The 14,880-nt window shown below is 67.5% G+C and carries 14 protein-coding genes; 5 read left to right on the top strand and 9 right to left on the bottom strand.

What is annotated here, in order from left to right; genetic code table 11:
• Positions 1 to 10 precede the first annotated feature (10 nt).
• Complete coding sequence (locus IPI67_03610; protein ID MBK7579271.1) at positions 11 to 796, top strand: hypothetical protein; 786 nt, start codon at positions 11 to 13, stop codon at positions 794 to 796.
• Between the two features lie 2 nt (positions 797 to 798).
• Here IPI67_03610 and IPI67_03605 read toward each other — a convergent pair whose 3' ends face one another.
• Complete coding sequence (locus IPI67_03605; protein ID MBK7579270.1) at positions 799 to 1,299, bottom strand: hypothetical protein; 501 nt, start codon at positions 1,297 to 1,299, stop codon at positions 799 to 801.
• Between the two features lie 306 nt (positions 1,300 to 1,605).
• Here IPI67_03605 and IPI67_03600 point away from each other — a divergent pair, with 306 nt between their 5' ends.
• Positions 1,606 to 3,831, top strand: a complete 2,226-nt coding sequence (locus tag IPI67_03600) for a hypothetical protein (protein ID MBK7579269.1) — start codon at positions 1,606 to 1,608, stop codon at positions 3,829 to 3,831.
• Positions 3,832 to 3,859: 28 nt separating this feature from the next.
• Here the strand turns inward: IPI67_03600 and IPI67_03595 are convergent, their stop codons facing one another.
• Entirely contained in the window at positions 3,860 to 4,675 is an 816-nt protein-coding gene (locus IPI67_03595; GenBank protein MBK7579268.1) for a DUF4336 domain-containing protein, read from the bottom strand.
• On the opposite strand from IPI67_03595, the gene IPI67_03590 reads away from it, so the two are divergent.
• Positions 4,674 to 5,354, top strand: coding sequence for a hypothetical protein (locus tag IPI67_03590; GenBank protein ID MBK7579267.1), 681 nt, complete (start codon positions 4,674 to 4,676; stop codon positions 5,352 to 5,354). The genes IPI67_03595 and IPI67_03590 overlap by 2 nt on opposite strands.
• Before the next feature lie 4 nt (positions 5,355 to 5,358).
• Here IPI67_03590 and IPI67_03585 read toward each other — a convergent pair whose 3' ends face one another.
• From IPI67_03585 to IPI67_03565, 5 genes are all read right to left on the bottom strand, one after another.
• Positions 5,359 to 5,967, bottom strand: a complete 609-nt coding sequence (locus IPI67_03585) for a hypothetical protein (GenBank protein MBK7579266.1) — start codon at positions 5,965 to 5,967, stop codon at positions 5,359 to 5,361.
• Positions 5,968 to 5,982: 15 nt separating this feature from the next.
• Entirely contained in the window at positions 5,983 to 6,882 is a 900-nt protein-coding gene (locus tag IPI67_03580; protein ID MBK7579265.1) for a hypothetical protein, read from the bottom strand.
• A gap of 19 nt (positions 6,883 to 6,901) precedes the next feature.
• Entirely contained in the window at positions 6,902 to 8,710 is a 1,809-nt protein-coding gene (dauA, locus tag IPI67_03575) for a C4-dicarboxylic acid transporter DauA (protein ID MBK7579264.1), read from the bottom strand.
• An 83-nt stretch (positions 8,711 to 8,793) separates the two neighbouring features.
• Positions 8,794 to 9,789 (bottom strand): B-box zinc finger protein, encoded by a 996-nt coding sequence (locus IPI67_03570; protein ID MBK7579263.1) that lies wholly within the window; start codon positions 9,787 to 9,789, stop codon positions 8,794 to 8,796.
• Positions 9,790 to 9,814: 25 nt separating this feature from the next.
• Complete coding sequence (locus tag IPI67_03565; GenBank protein MBK7579262.1) at positions 9,815 to 10,510, bottom strand: hypothetical protein; 696 nt, start codon at positions 10,508 to 10,510, stop codon at positions 9,815 to 9,817.
• A 295-nt stretch (positions 10,511 to 10,805) separates the two neighbouring features.
• On the opposite strand from IPI67_03565, the gene IPI67_03560 reads away from it, so the two are divergent.
• The gene (locus IPI67_03560; protein MBK7579261.1) at positions 10,806 to 11,810 is read left to right on the top strand and encodes a hypothetical protein; all 1,005 of its coding nucleotides are present in this window, start codon (positions 10,806 to 10,808) and stop codon (positions 11,808 to 11,810) included.
• The gene (locus IPI67_03555) at positions 11,807 to 13,417 is read left to right on the top strand and encodes a hypothetical protein (GenBank protein MBK7579260.1); all 1,611 of its coding nucleotides are present in this window, start codon (positions 11,807 to 11,809) and stop codon (positions 13,415 to 13,417) included. The genes IPI67_03560 and IPI67_03555 overlap by 4 nt, the downstream gene beginning before the upstream one ends.
• Positions 13,418 to 13,466: 49 nt before the next feature.
• Here IPI67_03555 and IPI67_03550 read toward each other — a convergent pair whose 3' ends face one another.
• Together IPI67_03550 and IPI67_03545 are read right to left on the bottom strand one after the other, a co-directional pair.
• Positions 13,467 to 13,919, bottom strand: coding sequence for a hypothetical protein (locus IPI67_03550; GenBank protein ID MBK7579259.1), 453 nt, complete (start codon positions 13,917 to 13,919; stop codon positions 13,467 to 13,469).
• Positions 13,916 to 14,869, bottom strand: coding sequence for a hypothetical protein (locus tag IPI67_03545; GenBank protein MBK7579258.1), 954 nt, complete (start codon positions 14,867 to 14,869; stop codon positions 13,916 to 13,918). The genes IPI67_03550 and IPI67_03545 overlap by 4 nt, the downstream gene beginning before the upstream one ends.
• Positions 14,870 to 14,880 lie beyond the last annotated feature (11 nt).

Here is a 14,880-nt window from a genome sequence, read left to right as displayed (position 1 = left end):
GCTCAGCCATATGCAGCGAATTCCGGTGCTCGCGGCCCTAGGGCTATGTCTGGCCTGCGGCGGCTCGACGTCGGATGACGGGGCGAGTGGGAACGGCGGAGCCGGCGCGAGCGGCGGGGTTGGCTCAGGCGCGAGCGGGGGCGCGGGCGCGAGCGGCGGCGCGGGTGGGAGCGGCGGCGCGGGTGCGAGCGGCGGGAGCGGCGGCGTCGGCGGCGGGAGCGGCGGGGTGGGAGCGGGCGCTTCCGCTGATTGTGCCGGGCTCGATTACTGCGCCTGCAGCGCCAACGCGAGCTGCAAGGTGCTCTCGGAGGCCTGTTTCTGTCCCTGCGGAGTCGAGCCCTGTGCTCCGAGTTGCGCTTGCGCTTGCGGCGGCGGGAACTACCTGGGTTGCGCGCCGACGAGCATCTTGAACCCCGGTGCGCTCGAAGGACTCTGGCTCGTGGGTTGGAGCGGCGGCATGAATCACTTCTCCTGGGTGCGCCTCGAACCCAATGGAGTTGCCACCTTCAATGAAGGCAAGAACCTGAGCGCCAACGGTCCGTTCTGGCCCTGCAGTGGCGTCGGCAGCTGGGGACTTGCCGCAAAACCCGAGACCGTCGCGCTCTACTTGCCGAGCGCGTGCAGCTCGATGACTCCGCTCACGTTCGTCGCGTTCACGGGCAAACCGAGCTGGCCGTCGGGTTGTCTGCTCGAGGCAACCGTCGAGACTCTCCCTGCCGGCGCTCAGACGGCATGCAAGTTCCCGCTAGACACCTGCGACGCCACGCTGAGCTCGTGTCAGGACGTGATGCAGTAGCCTCAGCCGACCAGCGTCTCGAGCTCACTGTCCACGTTGCCCGCGCTGAAAGAAAGCGCCACTGACGAGCCGGCGCGCAGCCCACGTGGGGGAACCGAGCAGAGCACTGGCTCTTCCAGTGCCTCGATGCGAACGAACGCATCGGGTGGGCCGCTGTGTCTTCCTTGGGCATCGAGCACCGAGACACCGAGCTCGATCGGGAGCTCCGGAAACGGCATGCCGCGCTTGATCGAGACCGTGATCTGGAGCGTCGGCCCCGCGCGCGTCACGTCCACGACGAGGTGACGGACCAGCCGATCGAGGCGTTCTTTCTTGTTCGCGCCCGCCAGGGGTGTGCCCATGATGGCTGGGTTTTCAACCGGCTCGGGCCAGGTCGGGTCGGAGTCTTCTGGCTCGCGCACCACGGACTTGCCGCACACGGCGCACTGATCCTTCGTCAGATCGATACGCTGACCGCAGCCCACACAGACGACGCTGGGCGGAGGGAGTGCCCCGTGACTCACGCGCCCGGACCCTAACGCCCATCGGGCGCGGCGACAATGCGATGGCGAATCGCCACGAACCCGCGGGATTTTCCAATGTGGGAGGGAGTGCGCGACCCACGTTGGCCGAATGCTCTTCGGACACGACCGGTCGCATGTGCGCGACGATCGCTCGCCGATCTGGGACTTTCGCTTCTGACGCGCGACTGCTTCACCACTCGTCGACGGCTGCACCTCCCATCGAGCGACGCTGATCGGCGAGGGCCGCTTCTGCCGTCGGCCGATCCGCGCGGGCTCGTCGCGCGACGAACGAAGGAGGAGGCGCGCATGGGAGCGATGGCCGAACGGAACGGGTGTGCTCGAAGATCGGCGTACAGGTTGGGCGCGGGACTGATTGGTCTGCTCTCGAGCGGCTGTCTGGACCGGCCCCTGGCGCTGACCGAGCCCGAGACCCGAAACGTCGTGGTGAAACAGCTCGCCCAGGAGGCGCCGAGCAAGCTGGACGTGTTGTTCATGATCGACAACTCCCAGTCGATGTCGGACAAACAAGCGTTGCTGGCCGACGCGGTGCCGGCCCTCGTGCGTCGCCTGGTGGCCCCGCGCTGCGTCGATCCGGTGACGGGTGCCGTGTCCGGCGGCAACTACCCCTGCCAGAGCGGAGAGCCGGAGTTTCGCCCGGTGCGGGACATTCACGTCGGCGTGCTGAGCTCGAGCCTGGGCGGACACGGCGCCGACTACTGCACCCCGAAGGGCAAGAACTGGTCGCCGACCCAGGACGACGGCGCTCATCTGCTCGGCGAGCGCCGGGCTCTTGGCGGGGCGACGGCGCACCTCGACTGGAGCCCCGGCACTGATGCGGCCGATCCGAGCTCGTTCATCCAGAATTTTGCCGAGCAAGTCAAGGCCGCGGGGGACGACGGTTGCGGGTATGAAGCCTCCCTCGAGGCCTGGTATCGCTTCTTGATCGACCCCGACCCGCCGGCGGCGGTCGTGAATCAGAACGGCGTTACCGTCGCCGAGGGCATCGACGAGGTGCTGCTCACCCAACGGCGAGATTTTCTGAGGCCCGACTCGCTCTTGCTCGTGGTGATGCTGAGCGACGAGAACGACTGCTCGATCGTGGACAGCGGGCAGTCGTCGTACATCGCACAAGAAGCGCACCTGTATCGAGCAACCGCGGCCTGCGACGGCGACCCAGAGAGCGTGTGCTGTCGCTCGTGCGGCTCCGATGAGAGCGCGCCGCCGACGGGTTGCCCGAGTCTGCTCGAGGATCCCGGATGCCAAACGCCACAGCACGACGATGTGACGGACGACGTGAACCTGCGCTGCTGGCAGCAGAAGCGGCGTTTTGGTGTCGACTTCCTGCACCCGGTGCAGCGATACATCGAGGGCCTCACTCAGCTCACGGTCCGAAATCGAGCTGGCCAGCTGGTACCCAACCCGCTCTTTTCCGACCTGACCGGCACTGGTGCCAGGCCACGCAGTCCGGCCAACGTGCTCCTGGCCGGCATCGTGGGTGTGCCCTGGCACGACCTGGCTGACGAGCAGAGTCTGTCGGATCCAAACACGATTCGCTATCTGTCCGCGAGGGAGCTGACGGAAAAAGATCGCTGGTCGTGGCTCCTGCCGTCGGCAGCGGGTCCGCCCGTCGATCCTCTGATGCGCGAGTCCGTGTTGCCACGGCAGGGCACACAACCGGCAACATGGGTGCCGTTGGTGCCGCCGGATGGGCCTGGTGTTCACCCGGTGAACGGTCACGAGTGGAACACGGGCAATCGCGATCTGCAGTACGCTTGCATCTACCCGCTGGCGAAACCTCGCGATTGCACCACGGCAACGGCGGACTGCGCCTGTAAGGACGTCGCGCCGGGTGACCCGAGCAAGAATCCGCTGTGTCAGGATCCGGTGACCGGAACCTACGGCACCACTCAGCATTTCGCCAAGGCTTACCCTGGAACGCGTCAGCTCGAGGTACTCAAGGGAATCGGTGAGAACTCGATCGCGCTCTCCATCTGCCCCAAGCTGTCCGGTGGCGAGACGAGCTCACCGAGCTTTGGTTACAATCCGGCGGTCGACTCCATCGTCGAACGCCTACGCGACAAGTTGCTCACCCAGTGTATGCCGCGCCCGCTCTCGCTCGCGGCGGACGGCAGCGCACAGTGCGCGGTGGTGGAGGCCTTGCCCGCGGCCGCGTGCAGCTGCGACGCCACGAAGAACCGGCGCCCGCTGAGCGAGAAGCTCGCCAAGGCGGCCCGCCGGGAGCTCCGCGCCTCCGCTCAGTGCGGCCCGAATTCTCCCGGGCAGCTCGCCTGTGAGGCCTTCTGCTTGTGTGAAATCGGCGCCGCAACGGACATGAAGTCGTGCCAGAACGACCCGAAACCAAGCGGAACTGGCTGGTGTTACGTCGAGGCCGCGCGTGGCATCGGCAACCCCGCGCTGGTCGCGAGTTGCCCCGAGACGAGCCGCCAGCTCGTACGCTTCGCCGGCGACGAGACGCCCGCCCCGGGGGCGAACGTGCTCGTGGGTTGTGTGGGCGCCGCCCTCGGTCAGTGAGCGCTGGTGTCGAGCCCCGCAACCGAGCTCAGAGCCACGAGTACGCTTCGAGCAAGGTCTGGCGACCGTCGCGCTGGATCTGGTCGCCATGAGCCAGGGTGATCTTGTCGATGTCCCATTCTGCGATGCGGTCGACCTGTCGGCGGCCGAGGCGGTAGTCGCGAACCGCGATGCGCTCCAGGTAACCTTTGCCCGGTCCCGTGTTCATCATCAAGCGAGCCGCAGCGCGTGTCATGCGCGAAGGGTGGCGCGACAGGTTCAAGAGTGCGTCCGCGCACACCAGCGTGCGGCTCTTCGGATGGAAAAATACGATCTCGTTCTCGAAGCGCGCGGTGAAGGCCGCCTGCTGGACGTCGGCCTTCCACACGTCGACCGGCGCGTCACCGAGCACCCCGGTCCAGGCCAGGTCGGAGCGCTTGCGTTCGAGCATGGGGCAGGCCCAGACCTGCGCGTGGGGGTAAGCCGAGAGCCACTCTCCGACGTACAGGTGGTGAAACAGACTCGGTGCGACGACCGCCTCGACAGGGCCGAGGGCGTCGACCTCGCGGCGGGTCGCCGCGTCGAGCGCGACCGGACAGTGGACGAACAACCCGCCACTAGAAAGGCGGATGACGGTCGTGCGTGTACCGGTCTCCACACCCCAAAATTTCTGCGGCCGCGAGAGGGTCCAGAGGTCTTCGGCGAAGGGCTCGAGTGGGTTGACCATCGGTGCGCCAGAGTAGCCGCTCCGCAGTACCGAGTCGCGCCCCGCTCGAGAGCTGGGCTCGAGCCGCTGCCCACCGAGATCTCCTGCTCGCGTCGCGGTCTCGCGCCCCGGAAATATCGTGTATCGTCCCGGCTTCATGCGCTCGGGAGTCCTGCTTTTGGTCGCTTTGCTTGCGGCCGCCTGGATTGGGGCCTGCGGAGGGGCACCGCTCCCGGCGGATCCGGCCCCCGGCAATGCGCCCGCGCCCGCGCGCCGGGCCAAGCTCACCGACGACTGCGCCGTCGTGCCCGGCAAACCGTTGCCCGAGCCGCTCAAGCGTCAGTACACCGGTGTTGCGGCCAAGGCGCGCTGCCAGCGCGAGGTCTTCACCATCATGGGGGGTGTGACCCACTTCCTCGGTGTGAAGTGTGGGTACTGCCACGACGAGAGCGACTACGCGAAGATGACGCACCGCAAACACGTCGCCAACTGGATGGCGAGCGAGCTCATCCCGTCGCTCGAAAAGAAACGAGGCGGCGAGCTGTGGTGCAACGATTGTCACACGGTGGAGGGCAAGGGCACCGCCAAGATCCTCGGCACGCCTCGCGACGCGCGCTGGGCGGCGGAGTGGATGACGACCCACCTGGTCGAAGATCTCCAGGCCTCCGATCACAAACCCTTGCGCTGTAAATCGTGCCACGGCGGCAACCCGGGAACACCGGAGTTCCAGCACAAGATCATCTTGACCGATCGCCTGCCCGTGAAACGGGCTCACGAAGCGACGGTGCCCGGCACGAGCGAGTCTGCCGACGCGGGTGCGACCCCGGACGGCGGTTGAGCACTCAGCACTTGGTGTAACAGCTCGAGTTCGACGGGCAGCTGGCGCAGGGGTGCCAGTCACAAGTGGCGCTGCTGCAATACTGCCACTTCTGCGTGCCACAGCACTGCCACTCGCTGCCGCCGTTGTAGAGACACTTCGCGCCGGTCTTCTTGGCGCACGCGCCGTAGCTGCAGGCGGCGCCGCAGGTCTTTTCGGCGCACGGGTCGCTGCAGCCGCTGGCCGTCTGGTCGCCGGGATTGCACTCTTTCTGAGCTTCGCAGACCGGTGCCCCCCAGGTGCCGTTCGGCTCGCAGGTGCGACGCGATGTTCCGCACTTCTGACAGCTTCCGAGATCTTGTTTTGCCCCCGGAGTGCAGCTCGACCCGGTCCCGCCCACGCCGGCACCGCCACCCGTGGACGCGCCTCCAGTATTGATTGCACCGGCTGCGCCTGCACTTCCCGCGTTGCCGGCCGTGCCTGCGGCACCCGCTGCCGCACCTCCTGCGCCGGAGCCGCCTCCTGCGCCGGAGCCGCCCCCACCGAGGGTCTCGTTGGTCGCGATGTAGGTGTCGTCGGAGCAGGCCGCCACACCACCTGAAAGCAGCAGAAGGATCCCGAGCAGTCTCGTCATGGCTTCACACACAGACTAACAGCCGCAGCCCGAGCACGCCTGACACGGAAACCACTGGCAGCTCGAGCCGCAGAACTGCCACTTTCCCGAGCCGCAGCACTGCCAGTTCGTGCCGGCTTCCCAGTCGCATGAGTTGCCGGCTTTGAGGGTGCACTTCGTGGGCCACTGGCAAGACGTGTTGCACACGAGATGGGAGCAACTGTCACAGCTCCCCGCCTTCGTTGCGCCCTTCGCGCATACGCCTTCGCCGGTGCAGTTACCCCAGGCGCAGCTGTTGTTGCAGGTCTTCGTGCCGCAGTTGCCGCAGGACGCCGTCGCGCCTTTTGCGCACACGCCTTCGCCCGAGCAAGTGCCCCACGCGGGCCAGGTGCAGTCGGTTTTGCAGGCTCGAGTCTGCGTGCCGCAGTTGCCACAAGGCTGGCTGCCAGGGTCGCCCGGGTTGCAGTCCTTCTGGTTGATGCAGAGGGGTGCGTCCCACTGTCCCGTGGCGTTGCAGGTGCGTTGAGCACTGCCGCACTTCTCACAGCTTCCGAGCTGCTGCACCGAACCTGGCGAGCACGAACCGGTGCCGCCTCCGGTTCCGCCACTTGGAGCGCCGCCGCTCGAGGTGCCGCCGCTCGAGGTGCCACCGCTCGAGGTTCCGCCACTTGGAGCGCCACCGCTCGAGGTGCCGCCGCTCGAGGTGCCACCGCTCGGGGTGCCGCCGCTCGCTGCTCCCGCGGCCCCCGCATTGCCGCTTGCACCGCCGTAGGCCCATCCGCCTCCGCTGCCCGGATCGAGCCCTGCGGAGCCGCCGTAGCCCGCCCCCGCATCCGGCACGTCGGTCGGAGGTTCTTCGGCGTCCGTGCCCACCGCACAGGCGGCGGCGGCAGCGAGACCACCTACCGAGAGGAGCGTGCGCAACAACCGCAGCACAGCCCGGAGCTTAGCACGATCAGCTCTTCTGGCGCGCGTGCCCGACGGAGGGAGGTTTCACCGAGTGGACTCGCGCCTCGATGAAGTCCTCGGCTTGGCTCAGGGCTTCGGCCAGATCCCCGCACATGTGGACGCCCGTCGCGCCGACCAATCCTGCTCGGTCGATCAGAGCCTGCGGCTGCTCTCTAGCGCCCAGGACGATCGCCAGCGCGTTCCGCCGCTGCAGCCGCTCGAGGGCGCTCTCCAGGTTGACGATGCCCGTTGCGTCCATGACCGGTACGGCCGAGATGTCGAAGATCACGACCTTGGTCTCGGTGCCGATCTCCGAAAACGTGTGCATGGCCTTCTGGGCGGCGCCAAAGAACAGCGGCCCCTCGATGCGATAGAGCGTAACGCCTTCCGGCACGCGAACTCCGGCAAACTGGCCACCGGCCCCCACGAGCTCCGCGTTCGACACCTCCGCCATGCGGCGCATGAACAACATCGCCGCGAGCATCACACCCACGGTCACGGAGACGACCATGTCGAAGATCACCGTGAGTGAAAAGCAGGTCGCGAGCACGGCGACGTCACTCTTCGCGGCGATGCGCGCCATGCGGATCACGTGGCGGACTTCGCTCATGTTCCAGGCAATGATCAGGAGCAGAGCGGCGAGGGATGCCATGGGCAGATGGCCGAGCAGTGGAGCCAGCACGAGCACTGCCACCAGCACGAACGCCGAGTGCACGATGGCGGCGATGGGTGAGCGCGCACCGTAACGGACGTTGGTCGCTGTGCGGGCGATGGCCCCCGTGGCCGCGAAGCCGCCGAAGAACGGCGCCACGATGTTCCCGACACCCTGGGCGATCAGCTCGACGTCGGGGTCGTGTGTGGTGCCAGCCATGCCATCGGCAACGACCGCAGAAAGCAATGACTCGATTGCCCCGAGCATCGCGATCGCAAACGCCGGGCCTGACAGCTGCCGGAGCAGATCGAGGGAGAGCCCGAGGGGTTTGCCGTCCGGGCCCAGAAGCTCCCAAGGCAAGAATGGCATCGGTGGCGCGCGTGGGATCCCCGGCTGCGAAACGCCGTCGAGCACGTAGCTGAAACGAGTCGCGATCGTGTCGACGCGGAAGCCGTGGACGAGACGAGTCAGTCCGAAGGCCAGCAGGCCGCCAAACGCCAGCGCAACCAGAGGGGCGGGTAAGCGTTGGGTCAGCTTCGGCCAGACGATCAACACAAACAGCGTGGAGCTGCCGATCACGACATCTTCCCAGCGCGCGCTCGGGAGGGCGGAAATCAGCGCAACCGCTCGCTCGGGGGTGTGCTCCGGCATCTTCACCACCGTGAGCCCCAGAAAGTCCTTCAGCTGCAAGAGCCCGATCACGGTCGCGATGCCGGCCGTGAACCCGCTGACCACCGGGTACGGGACGAACTGCATCAAGCGGCCGAGGCGTGCAATCCCCATGACCACCAGCATCGTGCCCGCGAGGACGGTAGCCATCAGGAGCCCGCCGAGCCCGAATCTCGCCGACACCGGGGTCAGGAGCACGACGAACGCGGCGGTGGGTCCCGATACCTGCACCGGCGAGCCGCCCAGGAGCGCGATGACTGCTCCTGCGACGATGGCGGTGTAGAGGCCGTTCTGAGGTGGCGCGCCGCTGGCGACAGAGAGCGCCATGCTGAGCGGTAGCGCCACGACCCCGACGACGAGCCCGGCCAAGATGTCCCGGGTTAGGTCGCGTCGACCGTAGCCCGCTCGCAGGCGCTCCCGAAGCGCCGCGCCCAGCTTCAGCGTGGTGGCGATGGGAAACAGGGACGCGGCGAGTGCCACCCTTTTTCTGACCATTTAGCGCATTGCGCCGAGAGCGCGCCTTTCTCCAACGCGCGCGAACATAGGCGATCGCGTCGGCGCCTGCAAAGTCCCGCGACTCAATGGGCTCTCAGCTGCACGACCGCCTGGATGGTCAAGATGAGCAGAGCGATCGGGACCGCGTAGACACTCGCCCACGCCGCGCCCCACAACATGGCGCGGCCGAGCCTGCCCTCGCAGTCGTGCTGATCTCGAGCCACCCGGCCCACGGCCTTCACCAGGAAGAAGTAGACGGCGAACACCGCGACGGGGAGGACGATCTCGACCACGAGCCAGGCGGCTGCCGCCGCGACCGCCAGCACGGCTACGACTGCGATGACTTCTCCGCAGCCAGCGGCTGAGCCGCAGCCCGCGAGATCCCCGAGGGGGCTCTTGGCGCCTTTCGCCGCCTTGTCGCCCCCGTCGTGGGAGCCGCGGACGCCGAGCGCGAGCCGATGGTCTTCCGCCAAGCGGCGCCCGGTGTAGAGCAACCCAGTCAGAAGGGACGCAACGGCCAGCCACCAGACCCCGACCACGAGCTCCGCCTCGATCCAATGCGGCAGCTTCAGGCCGAGCGGCAACACCACCGCCGAGAGCACGAGGGCGGCGGTCATGACCAATGCCGTCGCGCGCCCCGAGAGCGGCACGATGCGGCGCGCGACCCGTGCGACCCGCACACGATAGGGCTGTGCGGCCCGCACCAGCAGCTGGTCCGCCGGCTCGAGATCGGGCTCGCGTTCGCTGAGCTCGACGCTCGCGGTCGCACTGGATGACGGGCCCGTGAAACCGAGCACGACCGCGACGACCACGGCCACCACGGCGCTGATTCCCCAAATCTCGACGCTGCCCTCGAGCCGGTAGCCCGCGAACGAGATCGCGAGCGCGATCGCTGCAAACGCGATCGCGAAAGGCCAGCGGGAAGCGGGCCCCGAGCTCAGCTCCACCGCGCACGCGTCACAACACGGCTTACCGCCGGCGTACAGCCGGAAGCAATCCCCACACAAGAGCGCGCTGCAGCGCTGACAGCGCGCCAGCGCGGTTTCGACGGGGTGTGCGGAGCAGCGCGCGAGGGGCACGCGCAAGAGCATAAGCCAGCTTCGGTCAGAGCGGCTTGCAGCCCAGATAATTTCCGCCGCCGCAGGCACACGCGCACGGGGGTTTTCCGGGACAGTTGTAGTCGCACTCACAGATGCAGCTATCGCTCACCGCCTTGCAGTCGGGGCGATCGAAACACTCACACGCGCTCAGGCCTTCGCACGACGCCGGGATGCAGTCCGACTCGGCGACCTCCCAGCTCCCGCCATTGCAGGTCGCGACCGTCGACGGGCTCCCGTCCTGGCACTTTCCGTAGGTGCAGTACTGGTCTTGACCCCCGCACGGATCTGACGACCCGCAGGTCGACCCCGGTGTGGGGGGACTGCTCGGACAGGGCTCGGGCGGCGGCGGATTGCAGGAGCTAGCAAACCCCTGCCATTTGCCGCCCTGGCAGATTGCCTCCCACGGCGGACAGCACGTGCCTTGGTCGTATTTGCAGCTCGTGCCCTCGGGCAGTGCACAGCTCTGTTCGTTCTGCGGGAAGCTCGGAGGACACTTGGCGTTGTTGCCGCCCGAGCCGCCGACGTTGCCGGAACCTCCGGAGCTCACGTTGCCGGAGCCACCGCCCCCGCTCATGTTGCCGGAGCCACCGCTGCCGCCGCTGCCGTTCGGATCACTGTCGGTGGACCCGCCGCAGGCGAGCGTGGCGACGGAAGCGAGGGTAACCACGAAGGGTGCGCGGTAGCGGCGGGTTCTGGACACGTTGGGCTCCTTTGCTCGAGGCGGCACAGCTTGTGCCAGACGGCGACAGCGGGATCCGGTGAGAAGCCCGGTTCTCGCGTTCTCGAGTCCACATCAGCAACCGTCGTGCCATCGCTGGGCTCGCGCGCTCGCGCGAGCTGCCCTCTCGATCGGACGCACGTGCGCTGAGCTGCGAGTGACGAGAGCGGCGCGCCGTCGATCGGGCTTTCGGGTTTTGCATGCAGCGTGCTCGTGCTAAAGCGCGCGCGACCCGTCGGCGCCGCCTCGCATCGCGGGACCGACACGAGAGGTGGAGATGACGAACGAACGAGCGTGGCGTGCATCCTTGTGCATCGCCGGATGTCTGGCGGCCTGCGCAGTGGCGCGGGAGTCCGAACCAACCCAGAAGAACCAAGCTCGCGTGGCCTCCGCGGAGCTCGCTGAACGCTTCGAGCGCAACATCCCCTGGGGAGAGTCGGCGGCACAGCTGCGTCGCTCGCCTGCGCTGAAAGAGAGCGTGGTTTACGGCCCGAACGCCGTGGCCGTACTGCCGGATGGCCGCCCCATCGTGCTCGATCGCCTGGCAGGTCGAGTGGTGGTCGTGGACTCGGTCGCGCCGCTTCGCACGTTGGCGGCCGTGTCGGTCGACACCGAAGCACTTGCCGCCGGCTCCGACGGGACGTGGCTCGCGTTCAGCCCGCTTCGCTCCCGCGCTCAGCTCTTTGATGCAGCGGGGGCCAGCGTTGGAGAGCTCGCGGTCCCGCGTGAGCTTCGAGACACGGTCGACTTCGAGATCGGGAGCTCACGGCGTGTCCGCGCTCGAAGCGCCCACCAGGAAGTGATCGAGCTCGGCAGCCCCAGCGCGCCACTGCCGCTGAACGTCGCTCTCGAGACCAAACGCGAGGGTGCGCTTCAGCTGCCCGACGGTCGCGGCGTGGCCGTGCGGGCCAAGGACGGAGTGCTTCACCTGCTCGTGGTCTCACAGTCGGCCGACGAGCAAGCGCGCAGCGAAATCGAAAAAGAGATTTGGCTGCCTGGCGCCTTCACCGCGGCGCGAGTGATCGGCGGGCGTGGCAACGTGGTGTGCCTCCGGACCGAGACGGTCAGCTCCTCACCCGCGCTCTCGGTCAGTCGTCGTGCCCTGTGCGCCGATGCGCTTACCGGCAACGTCGTCTTCGACGAAGAGCTGCCGGCCCCCGGCCTCTACACCCCGCGGACCGAGCTTGCGTTCGGCGCCGGGCGGCTCGCCTTCATTCACCCGACCGAGGCGGGCCTCACCGTCACCAGCGTCCGAGTGCTCGAGAAGGAGGTGGCGCCATGAGCCGGAAGCGTCTCATCGCTGCCATTGCCGGCTTTGGTCTCGCGCTCTCGGGCACCGCGCTCGGCGTCACGCGCACCGAGGCGATCATCAAGGCCAAGGCGTTCTCCTTTCATCCCTGGACCGCCAAGACCCAGAACGGCACCGCCTCGTGCAACGGCGCTTACAAGAGCATCTACGCTCCGGGCGACTACATGGGACTGCCGTACGACTGGGGTGGCTACATGTCGCTGTTCCAGTTCGATCAGGAGATCGCCCAGGGCTACGGCGCCGGGTCGTATCCGGCGGACGGGATCCTGAGCTGCACTTCCGGTCTCGATTGCTCCGGTTTCGTGAGCCAGGCGTGGGGCTCGGGTCATCACACGACCTCGGACGTCGATCAGGTGTCGTCCGTGATCAGCCAGGCCCAGCTGCTGCCAGGCGACATCTTCAATGACGCCGGCAATCACATGGCGATGTACAGCCACCTGCTCGCCAACGGTGAGCCGGCGCTCTACGAGTCGGTCTTTTACAACGTGCACTACAGCTTGCCGGGCTGGTCCTGGTTGAACGGGTTCATCCCCCGCCGTTACAAGAACATCACGGGTACGAGCGCCGCTGATCCGAGCGGGACGACCGAGAACCCCATCGTCATTTCGAGCTTTCCGTTCGTGGACTCGAGGAACACGGCGCAATCGCTGAGCGACGTGCTCGACGGCTGCGCTCTCGACCCGAGTGTCCCGGAGTCCGGGCCCGAGTACATCTACAAACTGACGGTGAGCCAGCCGGGCGTACTGAGTGTGAGTGTCTCGGACGACGTGGGCGTCGACATCGACGTGCACCTGTACGAGTCGATGAACACCAACGACTGCGTGGCGCGGCACGACACGAGCTTCAGCAAGAACATCGACTGCGGCAGCTACTATGTGGTGGCGGACACCTTCGCCAAGGCAGGCACGGCGCTCAGTGGTCCGTACACCTTGACGGTGAATTTCACGCCGTCGAGCGGGCAGGCCTGCGGCGCCGGCCCGAAGAAGTACCAGTTCAAGGGTGGACCGAGCAGCGCGTGTTCGTACCCGGGTAACAAGAGCCTACCCTTCTGCAACCCGAACCTTGGCGTGGACACCTGCCTCTACACGTCGAGCTCCAGCTTTTGCAGCAAACCGTGCACCGGCGTTGCCGACTGCGCGGCCTTTCCCGGGGGCTGTTGCGCGGACATCGGCGCGGGCGAGAAGTACTGCATGCCGTCGTCGAAGTGCGGCGGCGCAGTGCCGGACTCGGGTGTCACGCCCAAACCCGACGCCGGCGGTGAGCCCGGAGACGCGAGCTTCGGCGGCGCAGCGGGAACGAGCGGCTCTGGTGGCGTGGCGGGCTCGGCCTTTGGTGGTGCTGCGGGCTCGGCCTTTGGCGGCGCGGCGGGCGGAGTCGGTGTCGGCGGCACGTCCGCTGCCGGCGGCGCGCCTGGCGTGGGCGCAGCGTCAGGCACCGGCGGTGCCGCGGCGGGTAGCGGCGCGGCGAAGGACTCCGGCGACAGCTCCGGCTGTGGAGTAGCGCCAAGGTCGGGCGCGCACTGGTGGATGCTGGCGCTGGCGCTGGGCCTCACCCGACGGCGTCGAGCGCGGAGCGCCTGACTTCGGCTCGTGGCGGCGGAGCTGCGCTCTGACGACGCGCTGGCGAAGCTCACCTCGGTGGCGCGGTGGTCAGGGGCGGACTGGCGCCCCGCGGGCGCGACACTCCGCCCAGGCGATCCGCCCACGCCTCCGGGAAGCCATCGTAGTAACCCTCCCAGGGGCGCCGCGTGAACGGCCATTGCGCCATGGCGTAGGTCGCGCGCAGCGACGACGGCACACCGACCACCAGCAAATAGAGTGGCCCGAGCAGGCGGGACTGTTTGGCGTGGCCCCACTCGTGCAGGTCGTTGTGTGGATTGACGCGCACGAAGGCCGTGTCGTGGGTGCTCCAGAACACGAAATATCCGAGCGACACCGCCCCGGCGCCGCGCAGCCTCACGAACACTCGACCGTGGCGCTGCTCGAGCGCTTCGATGTTGCCCAGCAGGCGCTGGACCGCCAGGTTCAAGAGCCCGAGCAGGCTCTGCGGCGCTTCCCAGATCACGCCGAGCATGAGGCTCACGGAGGAGTGTAAAAAGCGATCAGCTTGGCGGCGCCAGTCCCGGACACGCTGAAACCCCCTGCGAGGCTGGCCTCTTGTCGGCCGTCGATGATGCGGTTCTGGAACGGCATGTCGGTGCTCAGCTCGCCAAAGGCCTGACATGTCACGTCGGCGCCGCGGGCGAAGAGCGCCAGTCGCCCGCCGCCGCTGAGCTTGCTCTCGAACTTCACGGTCTCGGTCTGGCCCTTGTGCAGGGCGATGGGGCCGAACTGCTCGGTCTTCTTTTCGTCCTTCACGTAGTAGTAGACCCGCGCCATGGCGTTGATGACCGAGCCGATCATGCCGCGCCCGAAGCGCACGACCTCTCCGCGGCGCAAGATCACGTCCTGGTCCACCAGGATGTCGTCCTGCTCGGCGCGCAGGCTCTTGTAGATGGCGTCGCGAACGGGCCGGATGATCTGCTCGGCGCCATTGAGACCCTGGCTGGTGATCTCGGAGTAGGCCTCGAGCCCCGCGGTCATCGCCTTGGGCAGATCGGCCGCCGCGCCGTCGTCGTCATAAAAGGCAATCCGAAGCACACAGGTCTCGATGTCGTCCTCCGGGGGGATCACCGCGAGCAGTGGTGGATTGCTGAGCGAGATGTTGGTCATCCACTCCAGTGACCCAACCTTGTGTGGCGGCGCGCCGCTGGGCAGGCCCACGAGTGGTTCACGGCTGACGGCGCCTCCCGCCCGGGTGAGCACGGGGACACACCACCAATAGATCTCGCCGTCGCCCCAGAAATCGGTGTCGTCGACGACGTAGGTCGATAGCAGGTACACACCCAGGTGGCCCTGGTCCCCGTCGCCCTGCGACATCAAGCGCCCGCGCGTGACGTCCACGTTCTGCACGCCCAACTTTTTCGCCAACTCGGCGTTCAACCCGATGCGTCCGGTGTCGGCCAACGTTGCTGCAAGGTCGTCGATCCCCATGCGGCGGACGG

It is taken from the genome of Myxococcales bacterium (assembly GCA_016706225.1).
In the GTDB taxonomy this organism is placed as follows: Bacteria; Myxococcota_A; Polyangia; order Polyangiales; family Polyangiaceae; genus JADJKB01.
Note: the sequence above shows the minus strand (reverse complement) of the source record. Positions and strands in the feature narration are given on the sequence as shown.

Bases quoted from the DNA above. Each gene is read 5' to 3' on its own strand.
- IPI67_03610 (MBK7579271.1), top strand. From the start codon at position 11: ATGCAGCGAATTCCGGTGCTCGCGGCCCTAGGGCTATGTCTGGCCTGC.
- IPI67_03600 (MBK7579269.1), top strand. From the start codon at position 1,606: ATGGGAGCGATGGCCGAACGGAACGGGTGTGCTCGAAGATCGGCGTAC.
- IPI67_03590 (MBK7579267.1), top strand. From the start codon at position 4,674: ATGCGCTCGGGAGTCCTGCTTTTGGTCGCTTTGCTTGCGGCCGCCTGG.
- IPI67_03595 (MBK7579268.1), bottom strand. From the start codon at position 4,675: ATGAAGCCGGGACGATACACGATATTTCCGGGGCGCGAGACCGCGACG.
- IPI67_03585 (MBK7579266.1), bottom strand. From the start codon at position 5,967: ATGACGAGACTGCTCGGGATCCTTCTGCTGCTTTCAGGTGGTGTGGCG.
- dauA (MBK7579264.1), bottom strand. From the start codon at position 8,710: ATGGTCAGAAAAAGGGTGGCACTCGCCGCGTCCCTGTTTCCCATCGCC.
- IPI67_03560 (MBK7579261.1), top strand. From the start codon at position 10,806: ATGACGAACGAACGAGCGTGGCGTGCATCCTTGTGCATCGCCGGATGT.
- IPI67_03555 (MBK7579260.1), top strand. From the start codon at position 11,807: ATGAGCCGGAAGCGTCTCATCGCTGCCATTGCCGGCTTTGGTCTCGCG.
- IPI67_03545 (MBK7579258.1), bottom strand. From the start codon at position 14,869: ATGGGGATCGACGACCTTGCAGCAACGTTGGCCGACACCGGACGCATC.